Annotated in this window: 13 protein-coding genes; 7 read left to right on the top strand and 6 right to left on the bottom strand. The window is 60.8% G+C overall.

The window, feature by feature from the left end; translation table 11 throughout:
* Nucleotides 1–597: 597 nt before the first annotated feature.
* Genes ACOQFP_RS01465 through ACOQFP_RS01450 form a run of 4 tightly spaced genes read right to left on the bottom strand, consistent with a single transcriptional unit; the run spans nt 598 to nt 5,358 of the window.
* Nucleotides 598–1,353: a glucose 1-dehydrogenase gene (locus ACOQFP_RS01465; protein WP_075836521.1), complete on the bottom strand. Its 756-nt coding sequence runs from the start codon at nt 1,351–1,353 to the stop codon at nt 598–600.
* Nucleotides 1,350–2,732, bottom strand: coding sequence for an NAD-dependent succinate-semialdehyde dehydrogenase (locus ACOQFP_RS01460; protein WP_075836522.1), 1,383 nt, complete (start codon nt 2,730–2,732; stop codon nt 1,350–1,352). The genes ACOQFP_RS01465 and ACOQFP_RS01460 overlap by 4 nt, the downstream gene beginning before the upstream one ends.
* A gap of 31 nt (nt 2,733–2,763) precedes the next feature.
* Nucleotides 2,764–4,389, bottom strand: coding sequence for a flavin-containing monooxygenase (locus tag ACOQFP_RS01455; protein WP_075836523.1), 1,626 nt, complete (start codon nt 4,387–4,389; stop codon nt 2,764–2,766).
* A 36-nt stretch (nt 4,390–4,425) separates the two neighbouring features.
* A complete protein-coding gene (locus ACOQFP_RS01450) occupies nt 4,426–5,358 on the bottom strand; it encodes an alpha/beta hydrolase (RefSeq protein WP_075836524.1) in 933 nt (310 codons plus the stop codon).
* Nucleotides 5,359–5,534: 176 nt separating this feature from the next.
* On the opposite strand from ACOQFP_RS01450, the gene ACOQFP_RS01445 reads away from it, so the two are divergent.
* Together ACOQFP_RS01445 and ACOQFP_RS01440 are read left to right on the top strand one after the other, a co-directional pair.
* Complete coding sequence (locus tag ACOQFP_RS01445; protein WP_354005038.1) at nt 5,535–6,647, top strand: alcohol dehydrogenase; 1,113 nt, start codon at nt 5,535–5,537, stop codon at nt 6,645–6,647.
* A gap of 4 nt (nt 6,648–6,651) precedes the next feature.
* Entirely contained in the window at nt 6,652–7,869 is a 1,218-nt protein-coding gene (locus tag ACOQFP_RS01440) for a helix-turn-helix domain-containing protein (protein ID WP_075836526.1), read from the top strand.
* A 177-nt stretch (nt 7,870–8,046) separates the two neighbouring features.
* Here ACOQFP_RS01440 and ACOQFP_RS01435 read toward each other — a convergent pair whose 3' ends face one another.
* Nucleotides 8,047–8,937, bottom strand: a complete 891-nt coding sequence (locus tag ACOQFP_RS01435; RefSeq protein WP_075836528.1) for a LysR family transcriptional regulator — start codon at nt 8,935–8,937, stop codon at nt 8,047–8,049.
* An 88-nt stretch (nt 8,938–9,025) separates the two neighbouring features.
* On the opposite strand from ACOQFP_RS01435, the gene ACOQFP_RS01430 reads away from it, so the two are divergent.
* Genes ACOQFP_RS01430 through ACOQFP_RS01410 form a run of 5 tightly spaced genes read left to right on the top strand, consistent with a single transcriptional unit; the run spans nt 9,026 to nt 13,931 of the window.
* Nucleotides 9,026–10,204, top strand: a complete 1,179-nt coding sequence (locus tag ACOQFP_RS01430) for an acyl-CoA dehydrogenase family protein (protein ID WP_230074794.1) — start codon at nt 9,026–9,028, stop codon at nt 10,202–10,204.
* Nucleotides 10,201–11,415 carry a CaiB/BaiF CoA transferase family protein gene (locus ACOQFP_RS01425; RefSeq protein ID WP_075836532.1) on the top strand — a complete coding sequence of 405 codons (1,215 nt, stop codon included), beginning with the start codon at nt 10,201–10,203 and terminating at the stop codon, nt 11,413–11,415. The genes ACOQFP_RS01430 and ACOQFP_RS01425 overlap by 4 nt, the downstream gene beginning before the upstream one ends.
* Before the next feature lie 38 nt (nt 11,416–11,453).
* Entirely contained in the window at nt 11,454–12,182 is a 729-nt protein-coding gene (gene fabG / locus ACOQFP_RS01420) for a 3-oxoacyl-ACP reductase FabG (protein ID WP_075836534.1), read from the top strand.
* Nucleotides 12,183–12,233: 51 nt separating this feature from the next.
* Entirely contained in the window at nt 12,234–13,445 is a 1,212-nt protein-coding gene (locus ACOQFP_RS01415) for an acetyl-CoA C-acetyltransferase (RefSeq protein ID WP_075836536.1), read from the top strand.
* Between the two features lie 24 nt (nt 13,446–13,469).
* The gene (locus tag ACOQFP_RS01410; RefSeq protein WP_075836538.1) at nt 13,470–13,931 is read left to right on the top strand and encodes a MaoC family dehydratase; all 462 of its coding nucleotides are present in this window, start codon (nt 13,470–13,472) and stop codon (nt 13,929–13,931) included.
* 58 nt (nt 13,932–13,989) lie between these two features.
* Here the strand turns inward: ACOQFP_RS01410 and ACOQFP_RS01405 are convergent.
* Nucleotides 13,990–14,957, bottom strand: a 968-nt coding sequence (locus ACOQFP_RS01405) for a transposase (protein WP_421583213.1), incomplete at its 5' end; no start/stop codon positions are given.

The following is a 14,957-nucleotide window of genomic DNA, read 5'->3' as shown; positions in this document are numbered from 1 at the left end:
TGTGGGACACTTTCACTGGAAGTGCCTTTCCTGAGCTGGTGGATTTGTTGCGTGAGAACTCAAATCATCCCAGTTCAGGGGGCACTTTCTTCAGTTAGACACTCCGGTCAATGGAAGTTCTATCGGTGGATTCAGGCTAAGGGTGCCGGCGGGCCGGAGTCGGGCGAGGGGTCCTGAGTCAGCGGCCGTCGATGGTCTGCTGGAGCACGGCCGCATATTGGGCTTGAACTGCGGTAGTGGCATGTCCCCGTGGTTGGTTTCTCCTTGGGGCGTAACGGGTGTGACGCGTGTCCGCACCCCCGCCACTGCACTCGGCGGGGCGGCAGGAACTACAGCGGTTTGGCAGGTCGTTTTTGACTGGCTGGATGAGGTGAGCAGGTCGTCGGCACCATGCGGTCCCTCATGTGTTTCAACAGCCGGACGGGCATCGCCTTTCCGTCGATATCGTGCGGTGGCCGAAGTCGAAATTGCCTGGTATGTGGTGTGTTTCGAGTTGCAGGATGCACTGGTAGTTGGCTGGCCGCTTGTCCTTACAGTGCCCCGCGCCTCGGCTGATGCCACCCGAGGCGCGGTGCACTGAATTAAGCTGAAGCTGCCCTATTGAGCGATGTAGCCGCCGTCGACTACGACTTCGGACCCGGTCATGAACGAGGACTCATCCGAGGCAAGAAACAGTACCACCGTGGATACCTCCTCCGGCTGGGCCGCACGACCCAGGATGGTGGTGCCCAAGAGAGCCTTCTTCCCTTCGGGATCGGCCAGGATATCGTTTGTCATCGCCGTCGCAATCACTCCTGGGTGCACCGAGTTCACTCGAATCCCGAACTCTTGCAGGTCCACTGCAGCGGCTTTCGTCAGAGTCCGCACTGCACCCTTCGATGCCTCGTAGGCGGCTGCATTTGGGGCGCCGATGATCCCGTACATGGACGAGATGTTGACGATCGACGGCGCCTTCGACTCCTTCATCGCAGGGATGATCGTCTTGCAGCCCAGGTACGTGCCCTTGGCATTGACCGCGAAGATGCGGTCCCACACGTCTTCCTCCGTGTCCTGCAGTGACGTGAAAGCGAGGATGCCCGCATTGTTCACCAGGATGTCGACGCGGCCGTGGGACTGGACGGCATGGTCGACGACAACCTTCCAACCTGCCGAACTCGAGACGTCGTGCTGCACGAAAGACGCAGTACCGCCGTCCTTCTCGATCAGCTTGACGGTCTCCTTGCCGCCTTCGACGTCGATATCGGTGACGACAACGGCGGCACCCTCTTCCGCTAACAGCTGGGCGTGCGCGCGCCCCATACCTGTGGCGCCACCGGTCACGACGGCAATTTTGCCTTCAACACGCTTGGTCATTTCATTCCCTTCGGATTTCGCACCAACTTTTTGTTGGCGAATTCGTTCAAGCCGAACTTGGCGAGCTCGCGACCGAACCCCGATCCCTTGACACCGCCGAACGGTAGGTCCGGGGCCGTCTTGCTGGTGCCGTTGATCCAGACCATTCCGGTTTCGAGTTCCTCGGCCACTCGGCCGGCCTTGTCCGGATCCGAGGTGAACACACTGGATGAGAGGCCGAACGGGGAGTCGTTGGCCAGGTCGATCGCCTCATCTAGAGACCGGGTGCGGTAGAGGACCGCTACCGGGCCGAACAGCTCTTCGCGGAATGCACGCATCTCGCGTGTAACTCCAGCCAGCACGGTGGGCGGGTAGTAGGCGCCGACCCCTTCCGGTCGGTTGCCACCCAAGAGAGCCTCGGCCCCGCGGGAGAGTGCGTCCTGGACAAGCTCGTCGACTTCCTCGACTCCCGCGTGCGACGCGAGTGGCCCGAGCTTTGTCTCGGGGCTGGTCGGGTCGTCGGGTAGCCAGCCAGCCATCCCGTCGACGAACTTCGTTACGAATTCGTCGTACACGCTGTCGTCGACGAGAAACCGCTTCGACGCAGTGCACGCCTGTCCGCCGTTTCCGAGCCGACCGACGACGGCGGCGGCAGCAGCGATGTCTATGTCGGCATCTTCCAATACGATGAAGGGGTCCGAACCGCCCAGTTCAAGTACGCATTTCTTCAGGTGCCGGCCCGCTACCTCAGCGACGGCCGACCCTGCCTTCTCCGATCCGGTCAGTGACACACCTTGGACTCGCTGATCCGCTACAGCCGCAGCGACCTGGGCTGAGGAGACGAAGGCATTGCGATATACGTCGGTCGGCAGCCCGGCTTCGAGGAAGACTCGCTCGATGGCCAGGGCGGACTGCGGGCAGTTGCGCGCATGTTTGAGGATGATCGTGTTGCCCAGTGCGATGTTGGGAGCAGCGAAGCGTGCCACCTGGTAATAGGGGTAGTTCCACGGCATGACTCCGACGAGCGGTCCGATCGGCTCGGTCCGCACGACCGCCGTCCCGCTACCGGCGATGTCGAGGGTCTCATCCTGCATGAATTCTGCGGCGTGGTCTGCGTAATACTGATAGATCGAGGCAACCAGCTCCACCTCGCCTTGTGCTTGTGCGATCGGTTTGCCCATCTCCAAAGTGAGCAGCTTGGCCAGTTCGTGGGATTGTTCTCGATAGAGTTCGGCGACCCTGCCAAGCGCAAGGCTTCTTTGTTCGAGATCTGTTGCGCGCCAACTCCTGTAGGCGTTTGCGCTGCTGCCGATGAGGACGTCCAACTCGTCGTCCGATATTTCCGGATACCGCGCGAATTCCTGACCGTTGGCAGGGTCGATGGTGGTGTACACACCCATGGTCGTCTCCTGTTTTCGTATCGATCGGGAGTCAGGCGTCGACGGTGTCGGCCGTCTTCAGAGCAAAGCCCTGATAGCCCCCCTCGGTGACGTCTGCCAGGACGGCGCGGTAGTTGCCGAGCCCGCCAAGGTAGAACAGCACGCTGGGCTTCTTTCCTGGAACATTGGCCCCGAAGATCCATGAATCAACCTTGGTGAAGACGGTCATGTTCGCGATGTCCGTGCAGGTCGCGGTCCATGCGGATTCCGCCTCCGGTGTGGGTTCGATCGCCCGCACACCTGTCCGCTCGACGTAACCTATGGTGTCGCTGATCCACTCGACCTGAGTTTCGATGCTTGGAGGAAGGTTCGTGAACGGTCCGTTGGGGCCGAGCACCATGAACCAGTTGGGGAAGTTCGCGGTGGCAATCCCCAGGTAGCTGGTGGGTTGGCCGTCCCAATGGTCGTTGATGTTCAGGCCACCGCGACCGGAAATGGTCATGCGGCGGTAGTTCCCGTCGACGGCGTCGAAGCCGGTGGCGAAGACCAGGACGTCCAATTTGTGCAGGACGCCGTCCTCGGTCACCACGCCCTTGGCTGTGATCTCACGAATGGGGTTTTCCTTGATGGCGACCGCCTCGACGTTCGGGCGGTTGAAGACCTGGAAGTACCCGTCGTCGCACAACGGTCGTCTCGCGAATAGTCCGGTGGGCGTCAGTTTGCGGGCAGTCTCCGGGTCTTCGATCATGGCGGTGATCTTCGAGCGAATGAACGATGCTGCAGTTTCGTTGGCTTCTTCGTCGGTAGCGATGTCACCGAAGGTTCCGAACATGAATCGGAAACCGCCGCCCTGCTCCCATGCCTCTTCGTAGACCCTGAGGCGTTCTTCCGCGGACACGCTCATGGCCGGAACAGTAGATTCCTCGAAGCCGAATGCCACCGAGGATCTTTTGACCTGAGTCCAGATGTTCTCGTAGTCGGCTTTGACTGCGTCGATCTGCTCGTCGGTCACCGCGCGCTTGCCGACCGGCACCGAGTACTGGGGAGTTCGCACGAATACAGTGAGGTGTTCGACCGTTGGCGCCAGGGCCGTGATGACCTGTTGCCCAGTAGATCCGGTACCGATCACGCCGACGCGGCGGCCGGTGAGATCCTTGCCCTCGGGCCACGCTGCGGTGTGGATGGTCTCGCCTTCGAATGTCTCGAGACCGGGCAGATCCGGTCGATTGATGGCGGAGAGGAGCCCGACAGCATTGACGACGTAGGTAGCGCGGTAGATCTCGCCTGTGTCGGTGGTGACTTCCCACAGTTGTTCGTCTTCGAGATACACCGCAGATTCGACGGCAGTGCCGAAGTGGAAGTGCCGGCGTAGGTCGAACCGGGAAACGACATCCTCAAGGTATTCGAGAATCTCGGGTTGAGTGGTGTAGGTGTGCTTCCAGGTACCGTCCTGAAGCAGGTCACGGTCGAATGAGAACCGGTAGACGTGGCTTTCGGTGTCGGACAGTGCACCCGGGTAGCGGTTCCAGTACCACGTGCCGCCCGGGCCGTCTGCCTTGTCGAAGCCGACCGTCGTGAGGCCGAGCTCGTTGGCCAGTTTGTGGACGGCGTAGATCCCGCCGAATCCGGCGCCGATGACGATGGCATCGACAGTGGTCAGGGCCTTTTGTGTAGTCATGGTTTGAAGTCCTTGGTCGTTACGAGGAATGAAAGTTCAGGCGTGGTACCAGGCGGATAGCTGCGCAAATTCCTCGGCAACAAGCGGGGAACGGCCGGCCAGAAACGGGTAGACATGCTGCTGCCCTTCCCCGATCGAAAGGGTGACATCGACACCGGCAGCTTCGGCGCGTTCGGCCACTCGGGTGGCATTGTCGAGGAGTGATTCAACGCTGCCAGCCGTGAGATACAGCCGTGGGAAGCCTGCGAAGTCGGCGTGCAGCGGGTTCGCGAGTGGAGTGGTCGGGTCGACGGTGCCTCCGAGAACGCCGGAGATCATGCCTTCCAACAACTCTGGTGTGATCAGCGCATCGGTGTCGTTGTTGGTGACCAGAGTCTGGCCTTTGTTCTCCATGTCCAGCCAGGGGGAGAAGGCAATGACACTGCCAGGGCCACTTTTGCCTTGGTCGGCGAGGGCCAGAGCGATGGCGATAGCCAGGTTCCCGCCTGCCGAATCACCGATGGTGGTGATATCACGAGCGGTGATGCCGGAAGCCACGAGCGCGTCGAACGCTGCGACACCGTCCTCGATCTGCGCGGGATGTGTGTGTTCCGGGGCGCGCCGGTAGTCGAGCACGAGACTGGCCGATCCGAGCGCTTTAGCGACGTGGCCAGCAAGTTTGCGGTGGCTCGATGCGGAGCCGACGGCGAAACCTCCACCGTGGGTGTAGAGCAGAACTTTCGACCGATCTGCTCCTTCGGGCAAGCACCAGATGCCGGGGACGCCGCCGACAGTGTCTTCGCGGTAAGTCACCCCTTCGGGTTCTACGGTCGGTTGGTGCCACTCGTCGAAGATCGAACGCAGTAGACGGATCGTCAGATCCGGTGTGCTCGACATGATCTCAGACCAATCGGCATAGAGTTCTCGCAGTACGTCATCGGTGCTGTCATCATGTGTGGCGTTCGAATCGCTGGCAACGGCGGTGCTCATGGGTTCTCCTGGGCTCGTCACGGCGAAAAGGAAATCGGCCGCGGTCTGATATGTCGGGCGTGCCACACACTGGAAGTTTTGTGACGGGCAGCACTCCCTTCTAGAACCAACGTAGGAGCACAATGCACGACACCTGTGTTCCGTTATGAAACAGTCGGCAGTCAGGATGCGTGGTCATGATGAGGACACCGCCACATTCCTTCCACCCGAAGAGGTGCTTGTTCATGCGCGCATATGCAGTGTTTCCCGACGATACGACGATCCACGAAGTGGAGGTCCCCGTGCCGGCGCCTGAAGGGAGCAGCGTTCTTCTGCGGGTGCTGAGAGCCGGTGTGTGTCACACCGACACACACCTACGCGAGGGTGGCTATGACCTCGGCAGCAAAGGGATGATGAACATGAAAGACCGTGGCGTCGAATACCCCATGGTGCTCGGCCACGAAGTCGTCGGCATCGTAGAGCAGGTAGGCGAAGCCGTGGACACTGTACGCCCTGGTGATGTCCGCTTGATCTATCCGTGGATCGGATGCGGCGAATGCCGCCAGTGCCGATCAGGCCATGACAACAGTTGCGCCACAGGAAGAAACCTCGGTGTTGCCCGTCACGGCGGGTACGCCGAATACGTCCTCGTTCCCGACGCGAAATACCTCGTCGACATCGACGGACTGGATCCGAGTTGGGCTGCGACGCTTGCCTGTTCAGGATTGACGGCCCACAGTGCGGTCGACAGGATCCTTCCGCTCGAACCGGACGAGCCGGTCGTCGTTTTCGGTGCGGGCGGGCTAGGGCTGACAGCTATCGCGATCCTGCGTGCGCGAGGACATCGGGCGATCTGCGCGGTCGACCGCGCAGATCAGAACCTGTCCCTCGCTCGCGACATGGGCGCATCGGCCACCGTGCTCTCGGGTTCGGATACAACAGCGCGCGACGTTCGACGCGCTGTGGGAGGGCCGGCCGGGGCGGTCATCGACTTCGTCAACAATGGAGCCACCGCAACACTGGGGTTCGAGGTGTTGGCCAAGGCAGGAATCATGGTGCAGGTCGGACTCTTCGGCGGCGAATTCACCGTCCCCACGGCACTACTCGCTTTGCGCATGATTCGCCTCGAAGGCAGTTTCGTCGGAACGCTCGACCAACTGCGAGACCTCGTTCGGATCGCCCAAACGGGGCAGATCCCCACCATTCCGATAGCCGAGCGTGCCCTGTCGGCAGCGGAGGTCACCCGCGCATTGGATGAGCTCACGGCAGGTGGCGTTGCTGGACGCATCGTCCTTACTACTCCACACTAGAAAAGTGAGCGACCGCGCACACCGCGACGACGCCGTACGACGCGCGCGCGAGCAACTGATCACTCAGGGGCTCGTGCGGGCTTCGCTGCCTGCATCGCTTGTCGCGCACGAAATCGAGCAGAGTTGGCGCCGTTCGGTCTCGCTGAGCGTTGACCCGGCAGCAGGTCCTCACATAGTCGGCGAAATAGATCCCGACACAGCCATCCTGCGCGCTGCTGGTCGCATTCTCGACCAGTGGCAGACCAACCTGACCGATTCGCGTATGACCCTGTTTTTGGCCGACGAGGCAGGTCGCATAGTCTCACGCCGCATCGTCGACCCGCAGGACGAGCCCTCCCTGGACCGCGCCAACGCTGTCGAAGGTTTCGACTTCTCCGAGCAAGCCCTGGGCACCAACGGTTTGGGCACGCCGATCGAAGCACGCGGAGTAGTGTTCGTCCGCGGAACAGAACACTTCAACGACGCGCTTGCATCCCTGGCATGTGCCGGAACGCCTATCAAGCATCCGATCACGGGCAGAATCGTCGGATCGCTGTCCATCGCATCTCATGTCGATTCGGCCAGTCCCCTGATGGTGTCGATGGTCCGGCAAGCCGGGTACGAGATTTCCGAAGCCCTCGAACTCATGGCCGATTCGCGAGATCTCGAGCTGGCGCGCACATATCGCAACTTGCGCACCTCCAAGAATCCGGTACTGGTGATGAACTCAGGAACCGTGATGACCGACCTCCCGGCTCTCGCGCACTTCGACGCGGAAGCACACGCAGGGTTGTGGGACACCTTGCGCCGGTATCGGTGGGATGAGGACAGCATGCGTCTCGAGCTACCGACTCTCGGCACCGAGGCAACCGTCCGCCGATTAGGGCGAGCAGGGCAGGACGCGATCTTCGCGCTCGAATTCACTGATCCGAGCGATGCAGAGTCTGCGTCCGAGGATGCAGTGATGGGTCTGGATTGGCGACGACGCGACGATGCACCCTCGGCGTCGCCTGATCCGTTACCCGACCGCGACCACGGATCAACGGGCAATTTCACGGCGACGTCCACTCATGCCCGCGGATCGTCAACGCCGTCCCTGAGCCGCTACGAAGAAGCGGAGCGTGATGCAATCAACCGGGCATTGTCGGAAACGAATGGGAACAAGTCGTTGGCGGCGGGACTGTTAGGGATCGGCCGTACCACCCTGTACAGGAAGATGCGGGCGTTGAAGATTCGTAGCTGACCCCTCGGAACGTCATTGTTCGGTATCGACGATCCGCAGAATGCGCGATTTCCGCGCGACGATACCTCTATCAGCGAGGAACCTGGCGGCAAGAGCTCTGGAACAGTGGCCAGCTGACCGTGTCCGGAAGCGATGGCGCTCGCCGCGCTCCTGAGACTGAAAACTCGGCATCTAGTCTCAGTGCTGCCGGAGACCGATGACGTATTGCAGGACCACTCGCAGCGCTGGGTTAGTACTGTCTCTCCGCCACGCTGCCCGCATGTCCACGTCTGCCGTCGAATCACATAGCGGCACGAAAACCACATGAGGGTCGGTGACGTTGTCCGCCACCGACGACAACGTCAGGTGACAGCCGACCTCGGCCGCCACCAGAGCCAGAGCGGTCTGGGTGTCCGGTGCGATCTGAACGACATCGGCGACGAACCCGCGGGCGACGGCGAGTCGGCGCAGCCGATCAGGAAGGACAGATCCTTCGTGGAACGGCAGTGAGATGAACTGCTCGTTCGCGAGTCGGTCGATATCGACCCGAGTCGCACCGGCCAACGTGTGTGTGTCGGCCACTGCCACGACCAGATGGTCGACTAGTACCACCTCGGACTCCACGCTCGCAGGAATGACATCCCACCTACCCAACGCTATGTCGGTGTCCCCGCTGAGCAGCCTCTTCATGGCTGGCTGAGCGAAGTTCTGGCTGGAAAGTTCCAACTCGATACCTGGATGCTCAGAGCGCACGATGCGGGCAAGCCGCGCGACCATGCGATGCGTCGAGACGCCGGCGAACGCGATTCGCACCAAACCACTCTCGCCGCCGGCGGCCGACTTGACTGCGTCTTCCGCGCTACGCAAACCTTCGAGGACTGCGCGTGCAGGTTCGATCAATGCCTGACCGCTGGCCGTCAATTTCACGGAACGGGTATTTCGATCGAACAGTCTTGCACCCAGATGCTTTTCGAGTTGTTTGATGGTGCGACTGAGGGGCGGCTGCGCCACATGCAGTCGGGCCGCGGCGCGACCGAAGTGAAGCTCCTCGGCGACGGCGAGGAACGCGCGAAGTTGTTCGACATCCATCCAGGGACTCCTTTATTGCATCTACGGTAATACACAAGTATCAATTAAGTATTGGACTGACAGTAATGGTGGGGTTGATAGTTCTCGTATGGAAACGCTGAACCCCGAAGTACCCGACGATGTCTTCTCCGACGTGCTGAAGCAGATTTCACACTTCGTGCGGTCGTGGGTGGTTCCGCGGGAACTCGAGATCATGAACACCGACGCAATACCTGCCGATATACGGACACAGTCTGCAGAGATGGGCTTGTTCGGTTTTTCGATACCCCAGAAGTGGGGCGGCTTGGGCCTCAACCTCATTCAGGATGTCGAGCTTGCCATGGAACTCGGCTACACCTCGCTGGCACTCCGCTCGATGTTCGGAACCAACAACGGTATCGCCGGGCAGGTCCTCGTCGGGTTCGGAACCGAGGATCAGAAAGCGCAGTGGCTACCGGGCATGGCCGCCGGTGACATCGTCGCCTCGTTTGCGCTGACCGAGGACGGGGCAGGATCGAACCCCGCAGGGCTCAGGACGACCGCCAAGGCAGACGGCTCGGGCTGGATGATCAACGGCAACAAGCGATACATCACCAATGCGCCCATCGCCGACATGTTTGTCGTCTTCGCCAAGCTGGATCCGAAGCCGGAGAGCGGAAACGGTATCGCAGTCTTCCTTGTCCCGGCAGATACTGCCGGGATCGAGATCGGGGTCAAGGACGCCAAGATGGGCCAGCAAGGGTCGGGCACTGCGGACGTGACGTTCACCGACGTGAAGGTCGACGCCGAGTCACTGGTCGGCGGAAAGGGAGACATCGGATACAAGGCGGCGATGACCTCGCTGGCACGCGGACGTGTGCACATCGCGGCACTCGCTGTCGGCCAGGCGCAACGTGCGCTCGACGAGTCCGTCGCGCACGCAGCAGCATCGACTCAGGGTGGCGAACCAATCGGAAACTTCCAGCTAGTTCAGGCGATGATCGCCGACCAACAGATTGGGGTCATGGCGGGCCGGGCCATGGTCCGTGAGGCAGCGAGGGCCTGGGTCGAGGACACCGATCGGTGGATAGCTCCATCGGCCGTGAAACTGTTCTGCACCGAAATGGTCGGCAAGGTCGCTGATCTGGCTGTCCAAATCCATGGCGGGGCAGGGTATATGCGGGAGGTTCCGGTCGAGCGGATCTATCGTGACGTTCGGCTACTTCGCTTGTACGAGGGCACGAGCGAAATTCAGCGCCTGATCGTCGGAGGCGGATTGATTCGCGCGCAGCAGAAGCGCAGCAAGTGAACGCACCACTCGAGGGGTTCACCGTCGTGGCGATCGAACAGGCCGTCGCAGCACCCCTTGCAACCAGAAACCTCGCCGATCTTGGTGCCCGAGTGATCAAGATCGAACGGACCGACGGAGGTGATCTGGCACGTGGCTACGACCATGCAGTGCATGGAACGGGTGCGCACTTCGTGTGGCTCAACCGAGGCAAGGAATCCCTCGCCATTGATCTCAAATCAAACCGAGGTCGCAGTATCGTCCACCGGCTGATCGAGAACGCGGACGTTTTCGTACAAAATCTTGCCCCTGGTGCTTCAGAGCGACTCGGATTCGGCGCGAACGAATTACGCGCGACGAAGCCGAGTCTGGTCGTCGTCAACATGTCTGGATTCGGTAAGGGTGGGCCGATGCAGGATCGCAAGTCCTACGACATGCTGATCCAGGCCGAAGCGGGCTTGATTTCCATTACCGGAACACCGGACGAACCCGCCAAGACGGGAGTACCTACGGCCGACATCGCTACTGGCATGTATTGCGCTCAAGCAGTGCTTGCGGCATTGCTCAGGCGTGGGCGCACGGGTGCTGGTGCGACGATCGACATCTCGATGCTCGACTCGACGGTGGAGTGGTTGGGGCACGCGATGTACACACAGATGTACACCGGCGCGCAGCCTCCGCGGATGGGTGTCAGTCACAGCTCCATCGCCCCGTACGATGCATATCCGACCCAGGACGGACAGATACTGATCGGCGTCCAGAACGATCGCGGTTGGCAGACCCTCGTCACTGACGTACTAGGAATTCCGGAGATGGCCGAAGACCTGCGCTTCGCCACTAATGTTTTACGCGTCCAGAACCGCGCTGAATGCGATGCCGTCGTCGCCGCACGCACATCGTTGTTCACGACAACAGATCTCGACACGAAGTTGGCTGCCGCCGGCATCCCTGCGGCCCAGGTGAAACAGATGAGGCAAGTCATCGAGCATCCGCAGATCGTCGAACGCGACCGTTGGCGGACCGTCGGCACCGAACACTCGACCGCACGGGCTTTGCTGCCACCGGCGACGTTCGCTGACTTCGAGGCACGCATGGGCGACGTTCCCGCACTGGGGCAGCACACACGCTCGTTGTTGATCGAATCCGGGCAGGATCCGGACACGGTGGACACCATGCTGCGTGAAGGCGTCGCCGTGCAGGACCCTGCTTTCGACACCGACCTCGTTCGGTGATACGACTATCCCAATCACACTTCAGAACAGGACAATTCATGATTTCAGGGCGTACAGCGGTCATCACCGGCGGTGCCCAGGGCATCGGTCTCGCGATCGCGACACTGTTCGCCGAAAACGGGGCGAACATCGTGATCGGCGATCTCGACGAAACGAAAGCGAAAGAAGCCGCCGCCGCTCTACCTACGGACGCCGTCGGGGTGCGTTGCAACGTGACCTCCGCCGAAGACGTGCAAGCCTTGGTGGACAGTGCCGCTTCTTCGTTCGGGTCGATTGACATCATGGTCAACAATGCGGGGATCACCCGTGATGCAACCATGCGGAAGATGACCGAGGATCAGTTCGATCAGGTCATCGACGTGCACCTGAAAGGGTGTTGGAACGGCACGCGGATCGCGGCCGGCGTCATGCGCGAAAACGGCGGGGGATCGATCATCAATCTGTCCTCGATTTCAGCGAAGGTGGGCTTTATCGGCCAGAGCAACTACTCGGCCGCGAAAGCCGGAATCGTCGGCCTGTCCAAGGCAGCAGCGAAAGAAGTTGCGCACCTCGGTGTCCGAGTGAATGTGATTCAGCCGGGTTTGATCAAGACGGCGATGACCGAAGCGATGCCGCAGAAGGCATGGGATCAAAAGATGTCGGAAATCCCGATGCAGCGTGCCGGTGACCCCCGTGAGGTGGCGTCGGTCGCCCTGTTCTATGCCTCTGACCTGTCCTCGTACATGACCGGAACGGTCTCCGAGGTCACCGGCGGACGCTACATGTAGCGACCGCCGCCGGTCTCAATTGCTCGATCCACGCATCCAAGAAGGAAATTCATGCCAAACGCCGTCATCTGCGAACCGCTGCGCACACCAGTCGGACGCTTCGGGGGAGTATTCCGCGACGTCGCACCGCAGGAACTCGCTGCCATCGTGATCAAGGAACTGTGCGCCCGCACCGGACTGGACGGGACCGTGATCGACGACGTCATTCTCGGACAAGCGTCACCGAACGGAGAGTCACCGGCCATCGGACGCGTCGCAGCACTCGACACCGGCCTCGGGATCGAGGTACCCGGTCAGCAGGTCGACCGACGATGCGGCTCCGGCCTACAGGCTGTTCTGCAAGCGTGCATGCAAGTGCAGTCGGGTGGCAGCGATCTGGTCCTCGCCGGGGGAGTCGAAAGCATGAGTCAGGCCGAGTTCTATGCCACCGGCATGCGGTGGGGCGTTAAGGCCGAATCGGTAGTGTTGAGCGATCGATTGGCACGGGCCCGTGTCACCGCAGGCGGGACGAACTTCCCGGTGCTCGGCGGGATGATCGAAACCGCCGAGCACCTACGTGCAGAGTTCTCCATCAGCCGTGCAGATCAGGACGCACTCGCGGTGCAATCGCACCAGCGTGCGGTTACAGCACAGAAGAACGGCGTGTTCGCCGAAGAGATCGCGGTAGTGCCGATTCCGCAGCGGCGCGGCGAGCCACTTCTGGTCGACACCGACGAGCACCCGCGTGCCGACACCTCTGTCGAGGGTCTGGCCAAGCTCCGTCCGATAAGGTCGAAGATCGATCCGGACTCGACTGTCACCGCGGGCAACGCAAGTGGACAGAACGACGGAGCCGCCCTTGCCATCGTGACCACTCCGGGTCGGGCAGCCGAACTCGGTCTCCGGCCCCTGGCACGGTTGGTGAGTTGGGGACTGGCCGGTGTGCCTCCCCGGACCATGGGCATCGGACCCGTGCCGGCATCCGAGAAAGCGCTTAGTCGTGCGGGCTTGACGTTGGCCGACATGGATGTGATCGAGTTGAACGAAGCGTTCGCAGCGCAGACGCTGGCGGTGCTGCGTACCTGGGGAGTTGAACCCGACGATCAGCGACTGAACCCGCATGGTTCGGGTATTTCGCTGGGACACCCGGTGGGGGCAACGGGCGGCCGGATACTCGCGACGTTGCTTCGTGAGATGCGGCGGCGAGATGTGAGGTACGGCTTGGAGACTATGTGTATCGGCGGTGGACAGGGACTTGCTGCGGTGTTTGAAAACATCCACTGACACTGATAGAGGAACTCGATAAGCATGCGAACATTTAGGACACCCGAGGAACTACACGCCGCCGTCCGTGACGATCTGGGTACGAGCGACTGGAAGGCCATCACCCAGAACATGGTCGACCAATTCGCAGAAGCTACAGGCGACCACCAGTGGATTCACATCGATGTCGAACGCGCCACCGCGGAAAGTCCTTTCGGCGGTCCGATAGCGCACGGATACCTGAGTTTGGCCCTGTTGCCTACACTTGCAGCACAGATTTACACGATCGAAGGTGCCAAGCTGATCGTCAACTATGGATCGAACAAAGTAAGATTCGTCAACCCTGTACTAGTCGGTGCGCAGGTTCGTCTACGTTCAACATTGGCTTCTGTCGAGGAAGTACACGGCGGGGCACTTCAGATCCAGCTGGAGCATACCCTCGAAATCGAAGGTGCCAAGCGGCCAGCGCTGATCGCCGCAACGATTTCACGCATCGTGTTTCAATAGTGTTGACGACGGTTGAAAAGTGGTTCTGGCCCACTTTCCGTGATCGATTTTGAAAGTTTCAGCCGCTGAGGAGTATTCGTTTGCGAAGCAAGTCGAATCCAGCGCGCCCATACATTTGTCGTTTGAGCATCTTGATTCGGTTCACGTGGCCTTCGACGGCGCCGGAACTATGCGGCAGGGTCAGCCCGTTTCGGACGGCTGCATGGTCGGTGTCGAGACCTCGGACGAAGCGATGCAAGTGCGGCAGATCATCTGCCGAGACGGCAGACATCCACGAGTTCAATTGTTTGCCAAGGCGTTCGATGAGCATCTCCGCAAACGACTTGACATGGCCTGCAGTTGCTTCGAGATGTGGACAGCTGGCGAGAACCTGCTTGAGCCTGATCTGCTCGTCGTCGGTGAGGTTGTCGGGGTGACGCAGCATCCACGACGTGATCCGCCGCACCTTCGGCACTTTCGGTGTGGACGGTGGTGCTGCCCCTATTCTGCGAAACGGACGAAGGTAATCCCGGACGGAGCTGTAGCTGCCGCGATATCCCAATGCTCGAAGTTCTTCGTAAAGTACAGCAGCGGAGGCATGGCCGTCATTGAAACGCTCGTGAAGGTATTCGGCGAACTCGTCCAACATAGTTGGCCGGCCGGCCCGCGGCGCCCCCAACAATTCATCGACACTGCTTGCGTAGTAGAAACGGCGGACGGTCTCCCGTGCCAGTCCGAGTTGCCGTGCGATCGCATCGATTCCTATGCCTTCGTTCTTGAGAGTTGTGACCGCCTCGAATCGCTGTTTCGTGCGGGCGGCGAGTATCGAACTCTCCTGACGAGTCGGGTGTACCTGTTCGGCGGCCATACTCCGTTGCTCCGATGCGGTGCGTTCGATCGAAGGTTTAGCCTGAATCCACCGATGAGCTTGTGAAAGTTGATCCGAATCGACGACACGAGCAAGAACTGTTTCCAGGCAGGGCGTGACCGCTGGTCTACCCAGCTTTTCCACGATTGACGAGTGTCGGGCCGCTGTCGGCGATTCGG

This window comes from Rhodococcus sp. MALMAid1271 (assembly GCF_049195265.1).
In the GTDB taxonomy this organism is placed as follows: domain Bacteria; phylum Actinomycetota; class Actinomycetes; order Mycobacteriales; family Mycobacteriaceae; genus Rhodococcoides.
Note: the sequence above shows the minus strand (reverse complement) of the source record. Positions and strands in the feature narration are given on the sequence as shown.